At 66.8% G+C, this 22,685-nt stretch carries 20 protein-coding genes; 6 read left to right on the forward strand and 14 right to left on the reverse strand.

The window, feature by feature from the left end; translation table 11 throughout:
- Window positions 1–27: 27 nt before the first annotated feature.
- From ntrC to dusB, 3 genes are read right to left on the reverse strand one after another with little or no spacing between them, the layout of a single operon-like run.
- A complete protein-coding gene (ntrC, locus tag V7E00_RS07745) occupies window positions 28–1,467 on the reverse strand; it encodes a nitrogen regulation protein NR(I) (RefSeq protein ID WP_333572050.1) in 1,440 nt (479 codons plus the stop codon).
- Entirely contained in the window at window positions 1,464–2,573 is a 1,110-nt protein-coding gene (locus V7E00_RS07750) for a two-component system sensor histidine kinase NtrB (protein ID WP_333572051.1), read from the reverse strand. Before V7E00_RS07750 ends, ntrC begins: the two co-directional genes overlap by 4 nt.
- A complete protein-coding gene (gene dusB / locus V7E00_RS07755; RefSeq protein ID WP_333572052.1) occupies window positions 2,549–3,547 on the reverse strand; it encodes a tRNA dihydrouridine synthase DusB in 999 nt (332 codons plus the stop codon). Before dusB ends, V7E00_RS07750 begins: the two co-directional genes overlap by 25 nt.
- 141 nt (window positions 3,548–3,688) lie before the next feature.
- Here dusB and V7E00_RS07760 point away from each other — a divergent pair, with 141 nt between their 5' ends.
- Both V7E00_RS07760 and V7E00_RS07765 read left to right on the forward strand, forming a co-directional pair.
- Window positions 3,689–4,846 carry a bifunctional 2-C-methyl-D-erythritol 4-phosphate cytidylyltransferase/2-C-methyl-D-erythritol 2,4-cyclodiphosphate synthase gene (locus V7E00_RS07760; protein WP_333572053.1) on the forward strand — a complete coding sequence of 386 codons (1,158 nt, stop codon included), beginning with the start codon at window positions 3,689–3,691 and terminating at the stop codon, window positions 4,844–4,846.
- Window positions 4,847–4,886: 40 nt separating this feature from the next.
- Window positions 4,887–5,423, forward strand: coding sequence for a CinA family protein (locus tag V7E00_RS07765; RefSeq protein WP_333572054.1), 537 nt, complete (start codon window positions 4,887–4,889; stop codon window positions 5,421–5,423).
- Here the strand turns inward: V7E00_RS07765 and V7E00_RS07770 are convergent.
- The gene (locus V7E00_RS07770) at window positions 5,348–5,845 is read right to left on the reverse strand and encodes a type II toxin-antitoxin system RatA family toxin (RefSeq protein WP_333572055.1); all 498 of its coding nucleotides are present in this window, start codon (window positions 5,843–5,845) and stop codon (window positions 5,348–5,350) included. The genes V7E00_RS07765 and V7E00_RS07770 overlap by 76 nt on opposite strands.
- The gene (gene lipA, locus V7E00_RS07775) at window positions 5,845–6,777 is read right to left on the reverse strand and encodes a lipoyl synthase (protein WP_333572056.1); all 933 of its coding nucleotides are present in this window, start codon (window positions 6,775–6,777) and stop codon (window positions 5,845–5,847) included. Before lipA ends, V7E00_RS07770 begins: the two co-directional genes overlap by 1 nt.
- Window positions 6,778–6,907: 130 nt before the next feature.
- Here lipA and V7E00_RS07780 point away from each other — a divergent pair, with 130 nt between their 5' ends.
- A complete protein-coding gene (locus V7E00_RS07780) occupies window positions 6,908–7,537 on the forward strand; it encodes a carbonic anhydrase (protein WP_333572057.1) in 630 nt (209 codons plus the stop codon).
- Between the two features lie 37 nt (window positions 7,538–7,574).
- Here V7E00_RS07780 and V7E00_RS07785 read toward each other — a convergent pair whose 3' ends face one another.
- The 3 genes from V7E00_RS07785 to aspS are packed head-to-tail and all read right to left on the reverse strand — an operon-like array spanning window position 7,575 to window position 11,231.
- Window positions 7,575–8,351, reverse strand: a complete 777-nt coding sequence (locus tag V7E00_RS07785; RefSeq protein ID WP_333572058.1) for a polyphosphate kinase 2 family protein — start codon at window positions 8,349–8,351, stop codon at window positions 7,575–7,577.
- An 8-nt stretch (window positions 8,352–8,359) separates the two neighbouring features.
- Entirely contained in the window at window positions 8,360–9,376 is a 1,017-nt protein-coding gene (locus V7E00_RS07790; RefSeq protein WP_333572059.1) for a 2-hydroxyacid dehydrogenase, read from the reverse strand.
- A 16-nt stretch (window positions 9,377–9,392) separates the two neighbouring features.
- Window positions 9,393–11,231, reverse strand: coding sequence for an aspartate--tRNA ligase (aspS, locus tag V7E00_RS07795; RefSeq protein WP_333572060.1), 1,839 nt, complete (start codon window positions 11,229–11,231; stop codon window positions 9,393–9,395).
- 146 nt (window positions 11,232–11,377) lie between these two features.
- Here aspS and rnd point away from each other — a divergent pair, with 146 nt between their 5' ends.
- Window positions 11,378–12,553, forward strand: a complete 1,176-nt coding sequence (gene rnd / locus V7E00_RS07800) for a ribonuclease D (RefSeq protein ID WP_333572061.1) — start codon at window positions 11,378–11,380, stop codon at window positions 12,551–12,553.
- Window positions 12,550–12,840 (forward strand): I78 family peptidase inhibitor, encoded by a 291-nt coding sequence (locus V7E00_RS07805; RefSeq protein WP_333572062.1) that lies wholly within the window; start codon window positions 12,550–12,552, stop codon window positions 12,838–12,840. Before rnd ends, V7E00_RS07805 begins: the two co-directional genes overlap by 4 nt.
- An 18-nt stretch (window positions 12,841–12,858) precedes the next feature.
- Here V7E00_RS07805 and V7E00_RS07810 read toward each other — a convergent pair whose 3' ends face one another.
- Window positions 12,859–14,091, reverse strand: a complete 1,233-nt coding sequence (locus V7E00_RS07810) for a cyclopropane-fatty-acyl-phospholipid synthase family protein (protein ID WP_333572063.1) — start codon at window positions 14,089–14,091, stop codon at window positions 12,859–12,861.
- A 39-nt stretch (window positions 14,092–14,130) separates the two neighbouring features.
- Window positions 14,131–15,504 carry a cryptochrome/photolyase family protein gene (locus tag V7E00_RS07815; RefSeq protein ID WP_333572064.1) on the reverse strand — a complete coding sequence of 458 codons (1,374 nt, stop codon included), beginning with the start codon at window positions 15,502–15,504 and terminating at the stop codon, window positions 14,131–14,133.
- Window positions 15,505–15,617: 113 nt separating this feature from the next.
- On the opposite strand from V7E00_RS07815, the gene V7E00_RS07820 reads away from it, so the two are divergent.
- Window positions 15,618–16,502, forward strand: a complete 885-nt coding sequence (locus V7E00_RS07820; protein ID WP_333572065.1) for a diacylglycerol/lipid kinase family protein — start codon at window positions 15,618–15,620, stop codon at window positions 16,500–16,502.
- 37 nt (window positions 16,503–16,539) lie between these two features.
- On the opposite strand, the gene V7E00_RS07825 is transcribed toward V7E00_RS07820, so the two are convergent.
- The 4 genes from V7E00_RS07825 to V7E00_RS07840 form a co-directional block, all read right to left on the reverse strand.
- Window positions 16,540–19,224, reverse strand: coding sequence for a valine--tRNA ligase (locus V7E00_RS07825; RefSeq protein WP_333572066.1), 2,685 nt, complete (start codon window positions 19,222–19,224; stop codon window positions 16,540–16,542).
- 56 nt (window positions 19,225–19,280) lie between these two features.
- On the reverse strand, window positions 19,281–19,634 hold the full coding sequence (locus tag V7E00_RS07830) for a response regulator (RefSeq protein WP_333572067.1): 354 nt from the start codon (window positions 19,632–19,634) through the stop codon (window positions 19,281–19,283).
- A 40-nt stretch (window positions 19,635–19,674) separates the two neighbouring features.
- Window positions 19,675–22,068, reverse strand: coding sequence for a hybrid sensor histidine kinase/response regulator (locus V7E00_RS07835; protein ID WP_333572068.1), 2,394 nt, complete (start codon window positions 22,066–22,068; stop codon window positions 19,675–19,677).
- A 74-nt stretch (window positions 22,069–22,142) separates the two neighbouring features.
- Entirely contained in the window at window positions 22,143–22,685 is a 543-nt protein-coding gene (locus V7E00_RS07840; RefSeq protein ID WP_333572069.1) for a DUF2062 domain-containing protein, read from the reverse strand.

Below are 22,685 nucleotides of genomic sequence, written 5' to 3' on the forward strand. Positions count from 1 at the left end.
GCATCGCTTCGACGCACATCCGATTTCTCAACCCGTGGGCTCATCGCCGCGCGTAGCGATGCCCAGCGTGTCCAGCCGCTTGCGTAGCGTATTGCGGTTGATGCCCAGGGCACGGGCGGCGCGAAGCTGGTTGTGCTGGTGCCGTGCCAGCATCATCTCGATCAGCGGCCGTTCGACCTCCCCGATGATACGATCGTACAATGTGCCATCGTCCAGCGCTCGCGGCTCCTCCAGCGCGATGCGTTCCAGGCGGGCACGAATGGCCGCCTCGATCCCGGCATCGCGCGCCACAGGCATGGTCCCGCCGCCATCGCCGAGCGCGCGGCGAAGCGCAGCAGCGTCGATCCACTCGTCGCGGGAAAGCGCTGCAATGCGGCGCATCAGGTTTTCCAGCTCGCGGACATTGCCCGGCCAGTCGAGCGTCTCAAGCAGCGCCACCGCGTCCTTGTCGAGCTGCTTGCGGGGCAAGCCGTCTTCGGCGGCACGCTCGAGGAAATGGCGCGCGAGGAGCGGAATGTCCTGGCGGCGCTCACGCAGCGCCGGCAGGCTGATCGGTACCACGTTCAGCCGGTAGAACAGGTCTTCGCGGAACTGGCCGACCTGGACCAGCTGCGCCAGATCCTTGTTGGTCGCCGCGACGATGCGTACATCGGCGCGGATCGTCCGCGCGCCCCCGACGGTGGTAAACTCGCCGGACTGGAGCACGCGGAGCAGCCGCGTTTGCGCATCCATCGGCATGTCGCCAATCTCGTCGAGGAACAGCGTGCCGCCGGCCGCCTGCTCGAACTTGCCGGCCACCCGCGCCTGCGCGCCGGTGAAGGCGCCGCGCTCGTGTCCGAACAATTCGGCTTCGATCAATTCGCGCGGGATCGCCGCCATGTTGAGCGCGACGAACGGCGCGCGGCGACGCGGCCCGAGATCGTGGATCGCCTTGGCGACCAGCTCCTTGCCGGTGCCCGATTCGCCGCTGATCAGCACGGTGAGATCGTTGGAGACGACACGGGCGATCACCCGGTACACCTCCTGCATCGCCGGCGAGCGGCCGATCAGCGAGGGGCCGCCGCCCTGTTCGGCGTCGGGCTGGTCGGCAGGGCGGCGCCGACCGCGCGCCATTGCGCTCTGCACGGCGTGGGTCAGCGCATCGAGGTCGAACGGCTTGGGGAGATAGTCGAACGCGCCAACCTCGGTGGCGCGCACCGCGGTCGCCAGCGTGTTCTGCGCCGAGAAGACAATCACCGGCAGCGCCGGATGCTCGGCCATCAGGCCGGAGACGACGTCGAGCCCGTTGCCGTCCGGCAGCACCACGTCGGTCACCAGGACGTCAGGCACCCCGGTCGTGAGCGCGCGGCGCAACTCGGCGACGCTCGCGGCGGTGGCGACGCGATGCCCCTCACGCTTGAGCGCGGCGGCGACCACGGTGCGGATCGCGGCGTCGTCGTCGACGACCAGAACCGAGCCGGGCGTCATGCCGAGGCTCGCGGCAGCAAGATGCGGAACACCGTAACCTCCGGTTCGCGTTCGCGGGCATATTGGACGATCCCGCCCATGTCCCGCACCAGTTTCTCAACGAGCGGCAGCCCCAGACCCTTGCCCTCCGGCTTGCCCGAGACGAACGGCTCGAACAGATGCTCGGCGATGTCGGCGGGGGCGCCTGGGCCGTTGTCCATCACGCAGATCTCGATCGGCAGCGGCCGGCGCGGCTGGCCCGGGCCTGCATTGACCGACATGCCGTGGCGGAACGCAGTCGACAGCACGATCCGCGGCTGGGCCAGCCCCTTCAGTGCTTCGGCCGCATTCTTGAGCAGGTTGATCAGGACCTGCAGGAACGCGTCGCGATCGATCAGCACGGGCGGCAGTGAAGGGTCGAACCATTCCTCGATGACGATGCCGCGGGCGAACCCGGCAAGCGCTACCCTGCGGCCATGATCCAGCAGCGGATAGATGTTGGTCGGCACAAGGTCGAGCGGCCGGGTATCGGTGAAGTCCTGCATCCGATCGATCAGCGCGGCGATGCGGTCGACTTCGGTGGTGATCAGGCGGGTGAGCTCGCCATTGCTCTCGGGATCGCCGCCGCTTTGGAGGAGCTGCGCCGCGCCGCGGATGCCGGACAGCGGGTTCTTGATCTCGTGCCCCAGCATCGCCGCTGCACCGATGGCAGCGCGCGCGCCGGCAGTGCGGTCCAGGCCCTGCCCCATCTTGCGCGCCTGCGGGGCATGATGGAGCGTCACGATCCGCCACCCGGGATGATCCGGCACCTGCGTCTCGAGAAAATCCACTCGCAGCCGCGATCCGCGAACGGCCTCGATCTCCGCGTCGAAGGCCGCAAAGCCGCGCCCGTCGCGGCGGTCGGCATAATCCTCGGGCGGCAGCAGCACCGCATCATAGGGCTGGCCGACCATGCTGGTCTCGCTGTGGTTGAGCAGCACCTCGCATGCCGGGTTGGCATGCGCGATACGCCCGTCGGGGTCGAGCACGAGCACCGCCACAGGCAGCGCGCCGAACAACTCGGCAAAGCTCGGTCCCTCGGCGGTCTGGGGGCGAAACCGCCTCAGGCCGCCGCGCGGGAGAGCCACGGCTCGTAGAACTCCGCCAGCATGTCGAGCACCTTCACCGGATCGACGACCTGGTTCACCTTGTTGCGGAACTCGGCCGAACCGTGCAGCCCCTTGGTATACCAGCCGAGATGCTTGCGCATCATGTTGACGCCGACTTCGTTGCCGTAATGGGCGAGCGTCTCGACATAATGTTCGGTAATCACCCGATATTGTTCTTCGATCGACGGCTCGGGCTTGTCGCCCTTGCCGGTCAGCGCGTCCATCACCTGACGGAGGATCCACGGCTTGCCGTACGCGCCGCGGCCGATCATCACGCCGTCCGCCCCAGACTGGGCGAGGGCCTCGCGGGCATCGGCCACCGAGCAAATGTCGCCGTTGACGATCACCGGGATCGACACCGCATCCTTCACCCGACGCACGAAGCTCCAGTCAGCGCTGCCGCGATACATCTGGTTGCGGGTGCGGCCATGCACCGTCACCAGCTTGGCGCCGAGATCCTGCGCGATCTTCGCCAGTTCGGGCGCGTTGAGGCTGTCATGATCCCAGCCCATCCGCATCTTCACCGTGACGGGGGTTTGTACCGCATCGACACAGGCGCGGATGATCGCGCCGGCATGATCGAGGTCGCGCATCAGCGCCGAGCCGGCATCGCCATTGGTGACCTTGCGGACCGGGCAGCCCATGTTGATGTCGATGATCGACGCGCCGCGATCCTCGTTGAGCTTGGCCGCCTCCGCCATCTCGTGCGGGGTGCAGCCGACCAGCTGCATCGAGACCGGTTCCTCGATCGGGTCCCAGGCCGCCTTCTGCACCGATTGCCGCGTCTCGCGGATCGCGGCGGCGCTGGCGATCATCTCGGTGACGTTGAGGCCCGAGCCGAAGCGCCGCACGGCGCGACGGAACGGCAGGTCGGTCACGCCGGTCATCGGCGCGAGCAGCACCGGCGCTTCGACCCGCACGGGGCCGATCTGGATGGGGGCGAGTTCGCTCATCAATTCTGCCTGAAAATCAGGCACGGGATGTAGCGATCGGAAGCCGTGAGGGCAAGATCGCAGAAATCCGGCGCCGTGACATAGCATTGCCGGTCGGTGCGGGACCTACCCCCAGGCTGCAAACTTCGCTAGGCGGCAGCCATGACCGACTTCAGGACTGCCGCGATCCTCGTCGCCGCCGGCAGCGGCACCCGCGCTGGCGGCAGCGTGCCCAAGCAATATGCGCCGCTCGGCGGCAGGCCGTTGATCGCCTATGCGCATCAGGCGCTCGCCAGCCACCCGAAGATCGACGCGGTGCTGACGGTGATCGGCGCAGGCCAGGAGGCGCTGCTCGAAGCCGCGCTGGGCACGACGCCCTTCGTAACCGGCGGCGCCACGCGGCGCGAGTCGGTGCGCAACGGCCTGGAGGCGCTGCTCGCCGGCAATTTCACGCATGTGTTGATCCACGATGCCGCCCGCCCCTTCCTGCCGGCGCGGGTGATCGATGATCTCCTGACCAGCCTCGGCGCTGCCGCCGGAGCCATCCCCGCCCTGCCCGTGGCGGACACCCTGGTCCGGGGCGAAGGCGCGTTGATCGGCGACACTGTGCCGCGCGATGGGCTGTACCGCGTGCAGACCCCGCAAGCCTTCGCCTTCGACGCCATCCTCGACGCACATCGCCGCTGGCCCGCTGAGCAGGAGGCGACCGACGACGCCCAGATGTTGCGCGCGACCGGTGGGCAGGTCGCGCTCGTCCCCGGAGACTCCATGCTCGAAAAGATTACTCATCCCGCCGATTTCGCCGCCGCCGAGGCCCGCCTAGCCTCCGCAATGCGGGTCCGCACGGCGACCGGCTACGACGTCCACCGCTTCGCCGAGGGCGAGGCGCTGTGGCTCGGCGGGGTCCGCATCCCGCACAGCAAAGGCCTGTCAGGCCATAGCGATGCCGATGTCGCGCTGCATGCCATTACCGATGCCCTGCTCGGCACGATCGGCGCAGGCGACATCGGCATGCACTTCCCGCCCAGCGACCCGCAGTGGCGCGGTGCGGCCTCGGCGCGCTTCCTCGAACATGCCGCCTCGCTCGTCGCGGCGGAGGGCGGCATCCTCGATTTCATCGACGTGACGCTGATCTGCGAGGCGCCCAAGATCGGCCCGCATCGCGAGGCGATCCGCGCCTCCATCGCCACGATCCTTGGTCTCGATCCGGGACAGGTGAGCGTTAAGGCGACCACCACCGAACGCCTGGGTTTCACTGGCCGCGGCGAGGGCATGGCCGCGCAGGCTGTCGCTACGGTACGTGTGCCTGCAACGAACTGACTCGTACAACCGATCATCCAATGGCAAGGGGGCAGCCGTTATGGACACGATTCTTCCTTCCGAGCTCATAGAAGCCGCGCGCAACGTTATTGACGCAAACCGCATTGCCGGTCGCCGCGTCGCCGTTGCCGAAAGCTGCACGGGCGGCCTCGTCTCTGCTGCGCTGACCGAGCTGCCGGGTTCGTCCGACGTTTTCGACGCCGGCTTCGTCACCTATTCCAACGACGCCAAGATGGACGTGCTGAAGGTGAGCCTCGACGTGCTCGAGACCTTTGGCGCAGTGTCGATCGCGGTGGCCTGGAGCATGGCGCAGGGCGTGCTGGAGCGGACCAAGGCCGATGTCGCGGTGGCGATCACCGGCATCGCCGGTCCGGGCGGGGCAACCGAGAACAAGCCGGTCGGCACTGTGGTCTTCGCCCAGGCGATCCGCGGCGCCGATCCCAAGCACGTCGTCGCCGACGCCCGCCATTTCGAGAATAACGGCCGCGGTGGCATTCGCCTTCAGGCGGCGTTGTGCGCGCTCGACCTGTTGATGCCGTCGCCCGAGGCGCCGGTGGAGGAACCCGAAGCCGCATAAAGCTTCGCCGCGCGCTCCTCGAAGGCACCGATCATCTTGCGGAGCGCGCGGTCGAACACCTGGCCGGCCAGCATCTCGAAGACGCGGTTCTTGAACGCGAAGTCGACGCAGAAATCGACATAGCAGCCGCCCTGCCCGTCCGGCCGGAACTTCCAGTCGTTCGACAGGTGCTTGAGCGGCCCATCGACATATTCGACGTGCACGGTTTCGGGCCGCGCCTTGGTGACGCGCGAGGTGAAGGTCTCGCGCAGCCCCTTGAAGCCCACGATCATGTCGGCGACCACCTGGGTGTCGCTCGACGAGCGGACGCGCATCGCGCTCACCCAAGGCAGGAACTCGGGGTAGCGCGCCACGTCGGCCACCAGATCGAACATCTGTTCCGGCGTATAGGGAAGATGCCGGGTTTCGCTGTGCTTGGGCATCAGGCCTTGGCGCTCGCCTTCGCCAGCTTGGCCTCGCGGGCCGCGCGCATCTCGGCGAAATCCTCGCCGGCGTGATAGCTGGAACGCGTGAGCGGGGTAGAGGCGACCTGGAGGAAGCCCTTGGCCCGCGCGATCGCACCATAGGCCTGAAAAGCCTGCGGAGTCACGAACTCCTCGACCTTGGCGTGCTTGGGCGTCGGCTGGAGATACTGGCCCATCGTCAGGAAATCGATGTCGGCCGAGCGCATGTCATCCATCACCTGGTGAACCTCCAGGCGCTGCTCGCCCAGGCCCAGCATGATGCCCGACTTGGTGAAGATCGACGGATCGAGCCGCTTCACCGTTTCCAGCAGGCGCAGCGACGCGTAGTAGCGCGCGCCCGGGCGGATCATCGGATAGAGCCTCGGGACGGTCTCCAGATTGTGGTTGTACACGTCCGGCCGCGCCGCCACGATCGCCTCGACGGCGGCTTCGTGCTTGTTGCGGAAATCGGGGGTGAGGATCTCGATCGTCGTGGTCGGGCTCGCGCTGCGGATCGCCTCGATCACCTTGACGAACTGGCTGGCGCCGCCGTCCGGCAGGTCGTCCCGGTCCACCGAGGTGATGACGATATGCTCGAGGCCCATCTGCAGCGCCGCCTCGGCGACGTGCTGCGGCTCCAGCGGATCCACCTTGCGCGGCATGCCGGTCTTGACGTTGCAGAAGCGGCAGGCGCGCGTGCAGACGTCGCCCAGGATCATCACCGTCGCGTGTTTCTTGGTCCAGCACTCGCCGATGTTCGGACAGGCGGCTTCCTCGCACACGGTGACGAGGTTCTTGGAGCGCATCAGGGCGCGGGTCTTGGCGAACCCTTCCGAAGTCGGTGCCTTGACGCGGATCCAGTCGGGCTTGCGGACGCGCTCGGGGCGCGGCAGCGGAGTCTGCTCGTTCATGGGGGGCAGATAGAGCGCCCGAACGCGTTTCGCCAGTCCCGGAAATTGCGCATGGCGCTGCACGGAGCGTAAGCGGCTGGTGCGCGTTCGGGGCGTCGACAAGCCCGGCAAGGACGACTAGGCGACCCACATGGCAGGATTTCAAGAACTGATCGGCGGCTATCACCGCTTCCGCACCGAAGGCTGGAGCCAGCAGCGCGCCCGCTGGGCCGAGCTTTCGGAGGGCCAGAGCCCCAAGGTGATGGTGATCGCCTGTTCGGACAGCCGAGTCGATCCGGCGCAGATCTTCGATACGTCTCCCGGCGAAATCTTCGTGGTGCGCAACGTTGCGAACCTGGTGCCGCCTTATGAAACCGGCGGCGGCCGTCACGGCGTTTCCGCCGCGCTGGAGTTTGCGGTGACCCAGCTCGAAGTGCCGGAGATCGTGGTGATGGGTCACGGTGCCTGTGGCGGCGCCCATGCGGCGCTCACCCAGCGCTTCGCGGATGCCGAAAATGGCGAAGGCGGGTTCATCGCGCATTGGGTGGACATGCTCGAGGGCGCCCGCGAGCGCATCCTGGCCGAACACGGCGAAGGTGCGGCAGCGGTGCGGGCGATGGAGCAGGAAACCGTTCGCGTTTCGATGCGCAACCTGCGCTCCTTCCCCTTCGTGGCCGAGCGCGAAGCCGCAGGCAAACTGACGCTGCACGGCGCCTATTTCGCCATCGCCGACGGCGTGCTGCACGTGATGGGCGACGACGGCACGTTCGCGGCCGCGTGAGCCAAGGATCCTCCCCATGTCGGGGAGGATCAAGCACTCAGAATTTCCCCAGCGCCTCGGTCGCGACCTTCACGACCTGCGGGTCGAGCTCCGGCGGCACCATGGGCACGTGCTTTTCCAGCTGCTCGGCAATGGCGGTGAGCGCCGCGAGGCGCGCGGCCTTCTTGTGATTGCCGTCGATCACGGTCCAGCGCGCATGCGGCGTGTCGGTTTCGTGGAACATCTCGTGCATCGCGTCGAGATAGTCGGCCCGGCGGGAGCGGTTCCGGAAGTCATCCATGCCGGTCTTCCAGCGCTTCCACGGGTGCGTCAGCCGATCGCGTAGCCGCTTGTCCTGGGTCTTCTGCGTGACGTGCAGGAAGATCTTCACCAGCGTTGCGCCGTTGTCGACCTGCTGCGCCTCGAAATCGTTGATCTCGGCATAGCCGCGCCGCCATTCCGCCTCACTGGCATAGCCCTCGACCCGCTCCACCAGAACACGGCCATACCAGGTCCGGTCGAACACCGCGATGTTGTGCTGGGCGGGCAGCCGCTGCCAGAAACGCCAGAGGAAATGGTGCGAAAGCTCTTCCTGGGTCGGCGCCGAGATCGGCCAGACCTCGTAGTAGCGCGGGTCCCACTCGGCGGTGAGGCGCTTGATCACTCCGCCCTTCCCCGCCGCGTCCCAGCCTTCGAACGCCACAATCGCGCGGCGCTTGTGGATGATGTGCGCGGTCTGGATGTGGCTCAGCCGCTTTTGAAGCTTGGCGAGCTCTTCTTCATAATTGCCGTCGACGGACAGGCCGTCTTCATGGTCGGAAAGGTCGATGGTCATAGCAGCGCTCAACGTGCAGGGGCGATCAAGGCTGCATCTACGCGGTTGGCGAGCGGCCGGTCGGCCTCGAAATCGCTGATGCTCGCCAGCGTCGTCTCGGCAATCGCCGCCAAGGCTTCCTCGGTGAGGAAGGCCTGGTGACCCGTCACGAGCACATTGGGAAAGGTCAGCAGCCGCTGGAACTGATCGTCGGCGATGATCTCGTTCGACAGGTCCTCGAAGAACAGGTCGGCTTCCTGCTCATATACGTCCAGCGCAACCGCACGCACCTTGCGCGTCTTCAGCCCCTCGATCAGCGCGGCTGTATCGATCAGCGCGCCGCGGCTGGTGTTGACGATCACCAGCCCGTCCCGCGCCTCGCCAATCACCTGCGCGTCGATCAGCCGATGGGTATCCGGGGTGAGCGGACAGTGCAGCGTCACGATCTCGGCAGTGCGCAGCAGCACCTCGCGCGGCACGTAGCGGACACCGATCGCCTCCAGTTCGGGATCGGGGTGAAGGTCGCTCGCCAGCACCGTGCAGCCGAACCCGGCCCGCAGCGCCCGGGCAACCAGCGCGCCGATCGCGCCCGTTCCCACGACGCCGACGGTGCGGCCATGAAGGTTGCGGCCGATCAGCCCGTCGAGCGCGAAGTTGTTTTCCCGCACCCGTGACCAGGCCCGCGGAATGGCACGATCCACAGCCAGCAGCAGCCCGACGGTGAACTCGGCCACCGCATGCGGCGAATAGGCCGGCACCCGAACCACGGCGATGCCCAGCCGCTCGGCAGCCGCGAGATCGACATTGTTGAACCCGGCGCAGCGCAGCGCCACCAGCCGCACGCCTACCTTGGCCAGCGCCTCCAGCACGGCTGCATCAACGCCGTCGTTCACGAACACGCACACCGCCTCATGCCCCGCCGCCAGCGTGGCGGTCAGCGCGTCGAGGCGAGGTTCGAGAAAGGTCAGCGCGTGGCCGTAGCGCGTATTTGTCTCGGTAAGAAAGCGGCGGTCATAGGCCTTGGTATTGAACACCGCGACGCGCATGACCGCCTCCCTTCGTTCAGCCGGCCGCCGGATCGACGCTGCCGGCGGTGTCGTTCTTCGCCAGCTCGGCGGCGACGCCCGGCGCCAGGCGGATGTGCAGTTCCTTGAGCTGCTTTTCGCTCACGGTCGACGGTGCGTGCATCATCAGATCCTCGGCCTTCTGCGTCATCGGGAAGGCGATCACCTCACGGATGTTCGGCTCGTCCGCCAGCAGCATCACGATGCGGTCGACGCCCGGGGCCGAGCCGCCATGCGGCGGCGCGCCGAACTTGAAGGCATTGATCATGCCCGCGAAGTTCGTGTCTACATCCGCCTGCGTGTAGCCGGCGATCTCGAACGCCTTGTACATGATCTCCGGCTTGTGGTTCCGGATCGCGCCCGAGGACAGCTCGATGCCGTTGCAGACGATGTCATACTGATAGGCGAGGATGTCGAGCGGGTCCTTGGTCTCCAGCGCCTCCAGCTCGCCCTGCGGCATCGAGAAGGGGTTGTGGCTGAAATCGACCTTCTTCGCGTCCTCGTCATATTCGAACATCGGGAAATCGACGATCCAGCAGAACTCGAAGCGCTTCTTGTCGATCAGCTCCAGCTGGTCGGCGACGCGGGTACGGGCGAGACCGGCGAGCTTGGCCGCCTGCGCTTCCTTGCCGGCGGCGAAGAAGATGCCGTCGTTCGGGCCGAGGCCCATGGCTTCCGCCATCGCCTTCATGCCGTCCTGGCCATGGTTGTTGGCGATCGGGCCGCCGAACACGCCGTCCTTCTGCGTGGCATAGCCGAGGCCGGGGAAGCCTTCCGACTGCGCCCAGCTGTTCATGTCGTCGAAGAACTTGCGGCTCTTCTCGTGCGTGCCCGGCGCCGGGATCGCGCGGACGACGTCGCCGCCCTCGACGATCGAGGCGAAGCGGCCGAAGCCCGAGCCCTTGAAGAAGTCCGACACGTCGGTGATCACCAGCGGGTTGCGCAGGTCCGGCTTGTCGTTGCCGTATTTGAGCATCGATTCGCGGTAGGGGATGCGCTTGAACGGCAGCGCGCTGACGGTGCGGCCCATGCCCTCCCAGTCGGCGAACTCCTCGAACACGCCGTGCAGCACCGGCTCAATCGCCGCGAACACGTCGTCCTGCGTCACGAAGCTCATCTCGAAGTCGAGCTGGTAGAACTCGCCCGGCGAACGATCGGCACGCGCGTCTTCGTCACGGAAGCAGGGCGCGATCTGGAAGTAACGGTCGAAGCCGGCGACCATCAGCAGCTGCTTGAACATCTGCGGCGCCTGGGGCAGCGCGTAGAACTTGCCCGGATGGACGCGGCTGGGGACGAGATAGTCACGTGCCCCCTCGGGGCTCGACGCGGTGAGGATCGGCGTCTGGAACTCGGTGAAGCCCTGATCGATCATCCGGCGGCGGAGCGACGCGATGACGTTCGAGCGCAACAGGATGTTCTTGTGGACCTTCTCGCGGCGCAGATCGAGATAGCGGTTCCGCAGGCGGATCTCTTCCGGATATTCCTGCTCGCCGAATACCGGCATCGGCAGGTCGGCAGCGGCCGACTGGACGGTTACTTCCGCCGCACGGACTTCGATCTCGCCGGTCGGCAGGTTCGGGTTCACCACGCTGGAATCGCGCGCGACGACGATGCCGGTGACGGTGATCACCGATTCGGAACGCAGCGACTCGATCAGATCGAAGGCCGGGCCGCTCGCGTCGGTGACGATCTGGGTGATGCCGTAATGATCGCGCAGGTCGACGAACACCAGGTCGCCATGGTCGCGCTTGCGGTGCACCCAGCCCGACAGGCGGACGGTCTGCCCGACATCCGTAGAACGGAGCTGGGCGCAGGTGTGCGTGCGATAGGCGTGCATGATGCGGTTCTTCTCACCTTGGCGTCTTCCCGCCACGCTTGGCGGTGCCGGTCCGGGCCGGCGCGACGATATTGAAACACTATGACCGCGCGCATTCCGGTCACACCCCACTTTTGTCAACCCGAAGACCGGTATATGGGCGTGCGATGCACATTCATGGTCTGATCGAAGACAGCGTCACCCTCGCCGAACTCTGCAAACGCCTCGCGCAGTCCGACTTTATAACGGTCGACACCGAGTTCATGCGCGAAAACAGCTACTGGCCCGAGCTCTGCCTGATCCAGGTGGCCAACGACAAGGAGGCCGCGGCGATCGACCCGATGGCCCCCGGGCTCGACATGGGACCGCTGCTCGACCTGATGGTCAACAATGAGGACGTTCTCAAGGTCTTCCACGCCGGCGGCCAAGATATCGAGATCGTCTACAACCTGACCGGCAAGACGCCGCACCCGATGTTTGACACGCAGGTCGCCGCGATGGCGCTCGGCCAGGGCGAGCAGATCGGCTATTCCAACCTCGTCGACACCTATCTGGGCATCGTCGTCGACAAGGGCGCCCGCTTCACCGACTGGGCGCGCCGCCCGCTCGACAAGCGCCAGATCGACTATGCCATCGCTGACGTGACGCACCTTTCCAAAATCTTCCCCAAGATGCTGGAAAAGCTGCGCAAATCTGGTCGCGGCGTGTGGCTGGACCAGGAAATGGAGCGGATCAGCGACCCCGAGAACTACCGCAACGATCCCGATCAGGTGTGGCAGCGCGTCCGCATCAACAGCCGCAAGCCCGAAGTGCTCGGCCGCCTCAAGGCGCTGGCCCGCTGGCGTGAGCTGGAGGCGCAAGGCAAGGACCTGCCGCGTGGCCGCATCGTCAAGGACGAGACGCTGGCCGATCTGGCCGCCAATCCGCCGCGCAAGCAGAGCGACCTCGCCAAGGTCCGCGGCCTCTCCGCCGCATGGGCGGGCAACGACATCGGCGGCCGGATGATGGCCGCCATCGCCGACTCGAAGCCGATGCCGGCGGACGAGATGCCGGGCCGGGAGGAGCGCAAGCCCTCGCTCGGCAAGGATGGGGCGCTGGTCGCCGATCTCTTGAAGCTGCTGCTGAAGATCCGCGCCAAGGAAGTGAACGTCGCCCCGCGGCTGCTCGCCCGCTCCGAGGATCTGGAAGCACTCGCCTCGGGGGTGCGCAAGGACCTGCCGATCCTTGAAGGCTGGCGTTACGAGCAGTTCGGCCGCGATGCCCTCGCGCTGGTTGAAGGCCAGCTCGGCTTTGCGGTGCGTAACGGCAAGCTCCAGATGAGCCGCACGGAAGACCCGGCATGATCCGCGGCGCTGTCCTCGTTGCGCTCGCCGGTGCGGCAGCCGGCTGCGCCCCGCAGCAGAAGGCCGAGCCGCTGCCGGCGATGGTCGAATGCGACGCCAATCGGGTTCAGGACCTGAAGGGCAAACAGCGTTTGCCCGGGATAGAGGCCGATGCCCTCGCCCGCTCCGGTGCCAGGCACCTGCGGTGGATCGAACCCGGTTCGGCGGTGACCATGGATTTTCGGGTCGATCGGCTGAACCTGCACGTGGGCAAGGACGGCACGATCATCGACGCGCGCTGCGGCTGAGGCCGTGGGTGAAGCGGGTTAGCCCCGCTTCACCAGCGTCATCTGGATCACGTCGATCCCGCCGCCGCGAAATCCGCCTTCGCAGTACATCAGATAATAGCGCCACAGCCGCACGAAGCGTTCGTCGAACTGCGGCGGCAGCAGGCCTTCAGCCGCCGCCGCATCGAAGCGCGCGCGCCAGCGCCGCAGCGTCTCGGCGTAATCGAGGCCGAAGGCGTGCCGCTCTTGCCATTCCAGCCCCTCGGCTTCGGCCAGCGCGCGAAATTCGCTTTCGCGCAGCAGCATGCCGCCCGGGAAGACATAGGTCTGGATGAAGTCGACGTTGCGGGCATAGCCTTCGAACAATGCGTCGTCGAAGGTGATGACCTGCAGCGCCGCGCGCCCACCCGGCTTCAGCGCCCGGGCGATCGCCGAAACATAGGCCGGCCAAAATTCGCGACCAACTGCCTCGGCCATCTCGATGCTGGCGACCGCGTCATACTGGCCGTCAACGTCGCGATAATCGGTCAGGGTGAAGCGGGCGCCCTCCAGCCCCGCCGTCCGCGCTTCGGCCCACGCCTTCTGCTCGGTCGACAGCGTGATGCCGTGCAGCTTTCGACCCCGGCGGAGCGCCAGTTCGGCGAAGGAGCCCCAGCCGCAGCCGATCTCCAGGATCGTATCGCCCGGCCGGGTGGCCGTCCGGTCGAGAATCGCCTGCAGCTTGGTGTCCTGCGCAGCCTCCAACGCCTCGTCGGCGTCGCGGAAAATCGCGCTCGAATAGCTCATGCCCGGGTCCAGCCAGGGCGTGTAGAAGTCGTTGCCGAGATCATAGTGAAACGCGATGTTCTTGCGCGATCCGCCGCGATGGTTGCGCCGCAGCCAGTGCATCAGCCGTCGCGGCAGCAGCGACAGTCCACGCGCGCGCGCCTGTGCCGCCAGCCCCGCCCGATTGTGACTGAACAACGCAAACAACTGCACCGGATCTGGGCTGGACCACTCACCCTTTTCCCAAGCCTCATACCAGCCCGCGGAGCCGCCCGTTGCCAGCCGCACCAAAGCCCGCCAGCTGCGCAGCGTCACCGTTGTCGCAGGGCCGGCTGCGCTGCCGCCGAGCAGCCGCGCCTGCCCGTCCGGCGTGAACACCTCGAGGCTCCCCGCGTCGATGCCTTGATCCAGGCGGTCGAGCTGACGATGAAAGAAACGGCCGAAAAGAGCCAGCGGGCCGGAGCCTCGTGCAGCGACTCGTGCGGTATCCTGCACCGGAGCGTTCATGCCCTTTTACATGCACGCCTGATCGCACCGGGCAAGCCCTCAGCGGACGGCGCGACCTGCAGCCAGCGCGCGTTCCCGCGCGTCTCGATGGTTGATCCGCTTGCGCGGGTAGTCGCGCGGACGGCACCCCGCAGCCTCCGGATCGTGGATCGCCGCATTGGGCAGTCTGGCCAGCTCGGGCACCCATTGCCGGATATAGCCGGCCGCGTTGAACTTCTCGGACTGGGTCAGCGGTGCCATGACCCGGCTCCACTGGCTCGAATCGACTCCCGAGCCGGATACCCACTGCCAGTTTACCGCGTTGTTGCCGTAATCGGCATCGACCAGCGTGTCCCAGAACCAGCGTTCGCCTTCCCGCCAGTCGATCAGCAGGTGCTTGATCAGAAAGCTGGCGGCGATCATCCGCACCCGATTGTGCATCCAGCCGGTCGCCCAGAGCTGGCGCATGCCGGCGTCGACGATCGGATAGCCCGTCTGCCCGCGCTGCCAGGCACGCAGATCGGCCGCTGCTTCCTCGCCGCTACGCCACGCCATGGCGTCAAACGCCGGACGGCCGTTCTTGGCGGCGTAATCCGGATACTGGCAGATCAGGTTCTGCGCGAAGTCGCGCCAGCCCAGTTCGCGCAAATATTCTTCCACCTGCCCGCCTGCGCCCTCCAGCGCATGCCAGACCTGCGCGGGCGAGACTTCGCCGAAATGCAGGTGCGGCGAAAGACGAGAGCTGCCCTCGATCGACGGCAGGTTTCGCGTATCGTCGTAGCGCGCCGCGCGATCCCTGAACTGGCGGAGCCGCTGGTGGGCCCCCTCCTCTCCCGGCTGCCATTCCCCGCGAAAGCCGGCCGCCCAGTCCGGCGTGGTGGGCAGCAGCCTCCAGCTTTCCAACGTGTCGCTCGCCGGCCATTTGGAGGGCGCAACGATGCCGTTCGGCGCGTGCAAGGGTGCGGCGGGGGGCATGCGCTCGCGCAAGGTTCGCCAGAAGGGCGTGAAGATCTTGTACGGCGTACCCGCGCCGCTCGTCACTGCCCCCGGTGGCAGCAGATAGTTGCCGTCGTGGCAGCAGAGCGTCAGCCGCTTCGCCACCGCGCGTTCGGCATTGCGCCACCAAGGCTCGTAATGCCGGATGCAGTAGACGGTGTCCGCCCCGGTTTCCTCCGCCAGCCGCGCAAGCGCTTCCTCGCTTCTCCCGCGGCGCAGGATCAGCCGCGATCCCATCTTGCGCAGCGCGCCATCGAGCGCGGCCAGGCTGTGGTGCAACCACCAGCGAGAGGCGCCGCCCATCGCGCGGTGTTTCGCCGTCTCGTCGTCCAGCACGTACACGGGGATGACGGTGCCCGCCGCCACCGCTGCCGCAAGGGCGGGCTGATCGGCAAGGCGAAGGTCACGGCGGAACCAGAGGAGAACGGGTGCAGTCATAGGCGCACAAACGCGCAAGCACCGGTCAAGGCGACCTGTCCCGTGGAACAGGGGACACGGACCCGATCGACGGGCACGTGCGTTACGGACCCGTCATCAATCGAGGGGTTTCCATGCAGTTCCAATCGGCGGCGATGGTCGTCAACACCAAGTCCCGCCACGGCCAGGACTGGTTCGATCGCGCCTGCGCCCGCTTCCATGCGCAGGACATGCCGGTGGATGCGCACGCCGTCGATGACCCGGATCATCTGGAAGCAACGCTCGACAAGGCACTGGCAAAGAACCCGGAACTGGTGATCCTGGGGGGCGGTGACGGAACGGTGAGCGGCCTGGTCGACCGCCTTGTCGGCAAGGGAGTCACGCTGGGCGTTCTGCCGCTGGGCACGGCGAACAGCTTCGCCCGCTCGCTCGGCATCCCGCTCGATGTGGACGGCGCCGTCGACGCGATCTTGCAGGGCGCGCCCAAGCGGATCGACCTGGGCATGATCAACGACGATTATTACGCCAGCACCGCCGCGATCGGCCTTTCGCCCCAGATCGCCGAGACAGTGCCGCACAACGCCAAGCGCTGGTTCGGCCGGATGGGCTATCTCAGCTGGGCGGCGCTGCAGTTTCTGAAGTTCAAGCCGTTCACCGTCATCGTCGGAGAGGGGGCCGACGCCAAGCGGCTGCGCGCCGTGGAGGTTCGCATCTCGAACGGCCCGTTCCATGGCGGAACCGAACTCGTCGACGAGGCCGGGGTCACCTCGGGCGAGATCGTGGTTCAGGTGGTGAAGGGACATGTGAAGTCGCGGCTGGTGCGCAACTGGGCAGCCTCCGTCCTTCGGCTGGAGGCGCGAAAGGAAGACACGGTAACGTTCCGCGGCAAGGCGCTCCGGGTCGCGACCGAGCCGGTGCTGCCGATCTCGATCGATGGCGAGGTGCTGGCCAAGACGCCGGTGATGGCCAAGGTGGCGCCGGCGGTGATCGACGTGATGGTGCCGACCGCCGCCGCCTGACAGGAGAAACGCCCCGGCACTAGCCGGGGCGTCCCATTCATCCCAATCGCGCCAAGGCGGCCGACAGCCGTTCGGCTTCCGCCGCTTTCTCGTCGTGGTCCGCGCGCGCCTTCTCGACTGCCTCCGGCTTCGCACGCTCGACGAAGCTGGGATTGCCGAGCCGTCCGGCGAGCCCGTCGCGCTCCTTCTCGGCCGCCGCAATCGCCTTGGTGAGCCGGGCGCGCTCGGCCTCCAGGTCCACTACGTCGCCCAGCGGCATCACGAAGGTCGCTTCGTCGACGACGAGCTGGAGCGCGCCGCCCGCGGGCGCATCTCCCTGCGCCTGGTCGACACGGCCGAGCCGCGCCAGCGCCGCTTCCTGCCGCGCCAGACGCGCGACCGTTTCGGGCGAGGCATCGCGGACGTGCAGCGCAAGACGCGCGCCCGGCGGCACGTTCAATTCGGTGCGCGCCGCACGGATCTCGCTCACCAGGCGGATCAGCCAGTCGATTTCCTGCGCCGCCGAAGGATCGAGCGCGCGTGCATCGGCCATCGGCCACTTTGCGACGATGAGGTCATGGTCGCGCGGCCCCATTTTCGACCACAGCTCTTCGGTGATGAAGGGCATGAACGGGTGCAGCATGACCAGGATCTGATCGAGCGCCCAGCCGGCGACGGCACGCGTCTCCTCCGCTTGCGTGGCGGCAACGCCCTCGCCCTGCAGCACCGGCTTGATCAGCTCCAGATACCAGTCGCAGAACCGGCTCCAGACGAACTGGTAGATCGTGTTCGCCGCCTCGTCGAAGCGCAGATCAGCCAGCGCGAGGTCCAGCGCCTGCACCGTGGTGATCGTTTCCGCGATAATCCAGCGGTTTACCGCGAGCTCCGCCGACGGCGCCTCAAGATGCTTGCTCGCGGCGATGCCGTTGGACTGGCAGAAGCGCGCGGCGTTCCACAGCTTGGTCGCGAAGTTGCGATAGCCCTCGAGCCGCTTCTCATCCATCTTGATGTCGCGGCCCTGGCTTTCCATCGCCGCCATGAAGAAGCGCAGCGCGTCGGCGCCGTACTTGTCGATCATGCCCAGCGGATCGACCGTGTTGCCCTTCGACTTGGACATTTTCTGGCCGTCGGCGGCGCGGACAAGACCGTGCAGATACAGGGTCTTGAAGGGCACTTGCTTCATGAAGTGCAAGCCCTGCATCATCATCCGCGCATCCCAGAAGAACAGGATGTCGAAGCCGGAGATGAGCACGTCGTTCGAGTAGCGCCCGCCCAGTGTGGGGTCGGTGTTCTCAGGCCATCCGAGCGTCGCGAACGGCCACAGCGCCGAGGAGAACCAGGTGTCGAGCACGTCGGGATCCCGGGTGAGCGCAACGCCCTCGCCCGCCTGCGCCTGCGCCTCTTCCTCGCTTTCGGCGACATACGGCTTGCCCTCGGCGTCGAACCAGGCCGGGATACGATGTCCCCACCAGAGTTGGCGGCTGACGCACCAGGGCTGGATGTTCTCCATCCAGTTGAAATAGGTCTTTTCCCAGCTCTTCGGCACGATCTTGGTCGCGCCCGAGCGGACCGCCTCGATCGCCGGCTTGGCAAGTGTGGCGGCGTCGACATACCATTGGTCGGTAAGCCAGGGCTCGATCACCTGACCCGAGCGATCACCATAGGGCGTCTGAATGGTGCGCGGCTCGGCGTCGTGCTCGGCGCCGTCCTTGTCGACGAACGGCACGAGGAAGCCCTCGTCCTTCAGCCGCGCGACGATCGCCTTGCGGGCCTCAAAGCGGTCCAGCCCGATCAGCTCGGCCGGGACGAGCCCGTCCTGCGTCTGGCAGATCGCCGCCTTGGCATCGAGCATGTTGAGCATTTCGCCGGCTTTGATGCCAGCGCGAACACCCACCTCGAAGTCGTTGAAATCATGGCCTGGCGTGATCTTCACCGCACCCGAACCAAGGGCCGGATCGGCATGCTCGTCGCCGACGATCGGGATCAGGCGGCCGGTGATCGGCAGCTTGACCTGCTTGCCGATCAGCGCCTTGTAGCGTTCGTCCTCGGGATGCACGGCGACGGCCATGTCGGCCAGCATCGTCTCCGGCCGCGTCGTCGCGACCTGGATATGGCCCGAGCCGTCCGCCAGCGGATAGCGCAGGTGCCAGAAATTGCCGCGAACTTCCTTGGTCTCGACCTCAAGGTCCGAGATCGCGGTGCCGAGGCCGGGATCCCAGTTCACCAGCCGCTTGTCGCGGTAGAGCAGGCCTTGGCGATAGAGCTCGACGAACACCTTGAGGACTGCCTTGGAGAAGCCCTCGTCCATGGTGAATCGCTCGTTCGCCCAGTCCATCGAGCAGCCCAGACGGCGCAGCTGGCCGGTGATCTGGCCCCCGCTCTCCGCCTTCCATTCCCACACCTTGTCGACGAACGCCTCGCGGGTGAAATCGGTGCGCTTGCTGCCGGCGGCGTTGAGCTGGCGTTCGACCACCATCTGCGTCGCGATGCCGGCATGGTCGGTGCCGACCACCCACCGCGCGTCCTTGCCCTTCAGCCGCGCGTGGCGGACGAGGATGTCCTGCAGCGTGTTGTCGAGCGCGTGGCCGATGTGCAGGCTGCCCGTCACGTTGGGCGGCGGGTTGACGATCGTCCACGGCTCGGCGCCGGTGCGCTCGGGGCGGAACAGGCCTTCGTCTTCCCAATGGGCGTACCAGCGGGATTCGATTTCGGCGGGGTCGAAGGTCTTGGGGAGTTCGGTCATGATGACAGGGGCTTTAGCGTCGCCCCTGCCCTGCGCACAACCCTAAGCGACGGTACTCAGCTCAGGCTGCTGAGCACCTTGTCGACGCGGTCCAGCGTGAACGGCTTGGAAAGCACCGGCCGGTCGCGGTGCGGCTGGGCGATGCTGTCATCGGCGCCGCCGGTCGCTAGAACGAAGGGAATGCCGAGTTCGGCCAGCTTGTCGGCCACCGGCCAACTCTGCTCCCCGCCGCGCAGATTCACGTCAAGGATCGCCGCGTCGATGCCGCCGGCGCCGATCCGGTCGAGCGCCTCGGCGACATTGTCGGCCGTGCCCGCCGGTACCCGGTCCAATGCGTCGAGGAAATCCTCGAGCATCATGGCGATCAACGGCTCGTCTTCGACGATGAGGATGTTACGCGGACCCTGCATAAAGCCCCCTTTGCAGGAAAAATGGTTACGTGCCAAGCACTTATTTGGTCACTAGAATCTCCTGAACCGCTTCTGCAAGTTGCTGAACCGAGAAGGGTTTAGGAAGAAAGGCGACATTGTCGAGATCGATCGAACGCCGTAATTGTTCCTCCGCATAGCCAGACATGAACAAGATCGGCAGGTCAGGCCAGCGCTCGCGAACCTTGCGGGCCATGCTGGGGCCGTCGAGTACCGGCATCACCACGTCGGAAACGAGCAGGTCCGGCTTGTCCATTGTCTCGATCGTTTCAAGTGCGACTTCGCCGTTTTCTGCGGTCACCACCGAATAACCCTGACGCGTGAGCGCGCGCTCGGCGATCGCGCGAACCATGTCCTCGTCCTCAACGACAAGGATGGTGCCCGTGCCCCACAGGTCCGCCGGCTTCTCCTTGGTCACCGGCAGCTTGGCGACAGCCGTCTCCGGCGCGGTATGGACCGGCAGGTAGATGGTGAAGGCCGCACCGCCGCCGGGATTGTTCTCCGCGAAGATGTAGCCGCCGGACTGCTTGATGATGCCGTATACGGTCGACAGGCCCAGCCCCGTCCCCTTGCCGACCTCCTTGGTGGTGAAGAACGGCTCCCAGATCTTGGGCAGGATCTCCGGCGGAATGCCGGTGCCGGTGTCGGAGATGCGGAGCGCGGTATAGTCGCCGACCGGAAGCACGTCGTCGTCCATCCGACGCACGTCGGCGGACGACACGGCCAGCGTCTCGATCGTCAGCGAACCGCCGCCGCTGGGGTTCTTGCTCAGCATCGAATCGCGCGCGTTGACCGCTAGGTTGACTACCACCTGCTCGAGCTGCCCCGGATCGGCGCGCACCGGCCCCAGGTTGCGGCCGTGCTTCACGTCGAGCGAGACCGTCTCGCCGAGCAGCCGCTTCAGGAGGTTCGAAACCTCCGAGATGATGTCGGGCAGCTGCAGCACCTGCGGCCGCAGCGTCTGCTGGCGCGAAAAGGCGAGCAGCTGGCGCGTCAGGCTGGCGGCGCGGTTGGAGTTGGCCCGGATCTGCTGGATGTCATCATAATCGCTGTCGCCGGGGGAATGGCGCATCAGCATCAGGTCGCAATGCCCGATGATGGCCGTCAGGATATTGTTGAAATCGTGCGCGACACCACCGGCGAGCTGGCCCACCGCCTGCATCTTGGTCGCCTGGGCGATCTGGCGCTTGAGCTTGCCCTCTTCGCCCGAATCCCGGAGGCTCAGCAGCACCGCGGCATCCCCGAGCCCACGCGCGCCGGCGATGGTAATTGCCACAGGCTCCTCGGAGGCATCCTTCAGCCGCACCGTGATCTCGAGCGATTGCGGCGCCCCGCCGGCAAAGCGCCGGACAGCGTCGGCCAGCGTCGCCTTGTCCTCACGCACCACCAGGTCGCCCGGATAGAGCGGCGGCGCGGCGGGATGGACGCGCGCGGTGCGAACGAACGCATCGTTCATCATCAGGAACCGGCCGTCGCGATCGATCAGGGCGAGGCCGGTCGGCAGCAGCGAGATCAGCGAATGGACATGTGCCGAAGCACTGCCGGCCAGCGCCGGGCTGGCGAGCGCCACCGGCTCCTCGTCGAGCAGCGCAACCAGCAGCGGCGCCTCATCACCCTCCAGGAACGGGATCTGGAGCACCCGCAGCGGCGTGCCCTCGATGCCCTCGCGCTCGAAGCGGACCTGACCAATCGAGTCGGTGATCAGCATCCCGGCAAAGTCGCGGCCGTCGACAATGGCATCGGCGCTTCCCAGCGCGCGGTGCCGAAACACGCGGTTTGCCGAGCGGATGCGGCCATCGGGTGCCACCAGCACCACCATCACTCCTGCGCCGCCCAGCCGGTCCCCCGTCGGCCCGGCGAGCAGCCCCTGCACCTGCACCGCAAGGTCGAGCGCGTGGATCCCGATGAAGCGCCACACCAGCGATTCGTCGCCGACGCGAACCACCCGCACCGCCACCTGCGCGCCGAATACCTGGACGTCGCTGCACCGGCTTTCGCCGTCGCGCCACGCCGCCCGCGCGCAAGCACCCAGCGCGCGCTCCCCCTCCTCGCCGATCGGCAAATTGGGCGGCGTTGGCCAGCCGCCGAACAAGGCCTCGTAGCGCGGATTGGCGCAGACCAGCCGGCCGCTGCGATCCGTTACCGCGAGCGCGTCGTCGCTAGCGGAGGCCAGTGCATGCGCGATCGCCCAATCGGTATAGCGTTCGATGCTGGTGCTGGGGGAACGAAACAGGCGTCCAAAGGCCAGGATCACGCCGGCCGCGAGCAGAGCAGCCGCAAGAAACCCTGCCGCGATGGCGCGGTCATTCAGGCTGAACAGGATTGCGGCAGCAGCAGCGACGCCGGTGACCACCACGGCCACGATCGGCAGCAGCAGCGAAGGCTTGGGCAGCTCGGCGTCGGGCAGACTTGCCATCGTTCACCGATGTTCCGTCACCGTCCCAGCGTCAAGCACCGATCGCATCGGATCGGCGGCAGGACTGCTCTGGATCAATGCGCCGCACGACGGAGATGCAGGCGCCGCCTGCGTTTGCGGACGATCCACCATCGCCACAGCAGCCCGCTGCCGAAATAGCCGAGGATCGCGAGTGCCACCGCCAGGGTGACAAGGCCGGTCAGCAGTGCCGGGCCGCCCTGGTGCAGCAGCCAGTCGAGCCAGCCCGGTGCGTCGCCCTCGAGAACGTCTGCCGAGAGGCGCGGCCCGAGCATCCAGCTGCCGAGCCAATAGGCCGCCACCCAGAGCGGCGGCGTGGTGAAGGGGTTGGTCAGGAAGGTCGTCGCGGCCGCAGCCGGTATGTTCGCACGGAGCGGCAGTGCCAGGACGGCAGATGCCGGGATCTGCCCCATCGGCACGAGGATGCCGGTCACCATACCCAGCGCGACGCCCCGCGGCACGGAGCGGCGCGTGAACCGCCATAGCGAAGAGTGCATCACCCGCCCCGCCACCGGCTTCAGCCAGCGATTGGTCTCGATCGATTCGCGGCTGGGCACCGCCTTGTCCGCCAGTCGGCGCAGGCGTCCCGGCCGCGTCAT

It is taken from the genome of Sphingomonas sp. (assembly GCF_036731925.1).
Lineage (GTDB): Bacteria > Pseudomonadota > Alphaproteobacteria > Sphingomonadales > Sphingomonadaceae > Sphingomonas.

Bases quoted from the DNA above. Each gene is read 5' to 3' on its own strand.
- V7E00_RS07810 (WP_333572063.1), bottom strand. From the start codon at position 14,091: ATGAACGCTCCGGTGCAGGATACCGCACGAGTCGCTGCACGAGGCTCC.
- V7E00_RS07760 (WP_333572053.1), top strand. From the start codon at position 3,689: ATGACCGACTTCAGGACTGCCGCGATCCTCGTCGCCGCCGGCAGCGGC.
- V7E00_RS07785 (WP_333572058.1), bottom strand. From the start codon at position 8,351: ATGACCATCGACCTTTCCGACCATGAAGACGGCCTGTCCGTCGACGGC.
- V7E00_RS07815 (WP_333572064.1), bottom strand. From the start codon at position 15,504: ATGACTGCACCCGTTCTCCTCTGGTTCCGCCGTGACCTTCGCCTTGCC.
- V7E00_RS07770 (WP_333572055.1), bottom strand. From the start codon at position 5,845: ATGCCCAAGCACAGCGAAACCCGGCATCTTCCCTATACGCCGGAACAG.
- V7E00_RS07830 (WP_333572067.1), bottom strand. From the start codon at position 19,634: ATGCAGGGTCCGCGTAACATCCTCATCGTCGAAGACGAGCCGTTGATC.
- ntrC (WP_333572050.1), bottom strand. From the start codon at position 1,467: ATGACGCCCGGCTCGGTTCTGGTCGTCGACGACGACGCCGCGATCCGC.
- V7E00_RS07790 (WP_333572059.1), bottom strand. From the start codon at position 9,376: ATGCGCGTCGCGGTGTTCAATACCAAGGCCTATGACCGCCGCTTTCTT.
- V7E00_RS07820 (WP_333572065.1), top strand. From the start codon at position 15,618: ATGCAGTTCCAATCGGCGGCGATGGTCGTCAACACCAAGTCCCGCCAC.
- V7E00_RS07805 (WP_333572062.1), top strand. From the start codon at position 12,550: ATGATCCGCGGCGCTGTCCTCGTTGCGCTCGCCGGTGCGGCAGCCGGC.
- V7E00_RS07780 (WP_333572057.1), top strand. From the start codon at position 6,908: ATGGCAGGATTTCAAGAACTGATCGGCGGCTATCACCGCTTCCGCACC.
- V7E00_RS07840 (WP_333572069.1), bottom strand. From the start codon at position 22,685: ATGACGCGGCCGGGACGCCTGCGCCGACTGGCGGACAAGGCGGTGCCC.
- V7E00_RS07765 (WP_333572054.1), top strand. From the start codon at position 4,887: ATGGACACGATTCTTCCTTCCGAGCTCATAGAAGCCGCGCGCAACGTT.
- rnd (WP_333572061.1), top strand. From the start codon at position 11,378: ATGCACATTCATGGTCTGATCGAAGACAGCGTCACCCTCGCCGAACTC.
- dusB (WP_333572052.1), bottom strand. From the start codon at position 3,547: ATGAGCGAACTCGCCCCCATCCAGATCGGCCCCGTGCGGGTCGAAGCG.
- lipA (WP_333572056.1), bottom strand. From the start codon at position 6,777: ATGAACGAGCAGACTCCGCTGCCGCGCCCCGAGCGCGTCCGCAAGCCC.
- V7E00_RS07825 (WP_333572066.1), bottom strand. From the start codon at position 19,224: ATGACCGAACTCCCCAAGACCTTCGACCCCGCCGAAATCGAATCCCGC.
- aspS (WP_333572060.1), bottom strand. From the start codon at position 11,231: ATGCACGCCTATCGCACGCACACCTGCGCCCAGCTCCGTTCTACGGAT.
- V7E00_RS07835 (WP_333572068.1), bottom strand. From the start codon at position 22,068: ATGGCAAGTCTGCCCGACGCCGAGCTGCCCAAGCCTTCGCTGCTGCTG.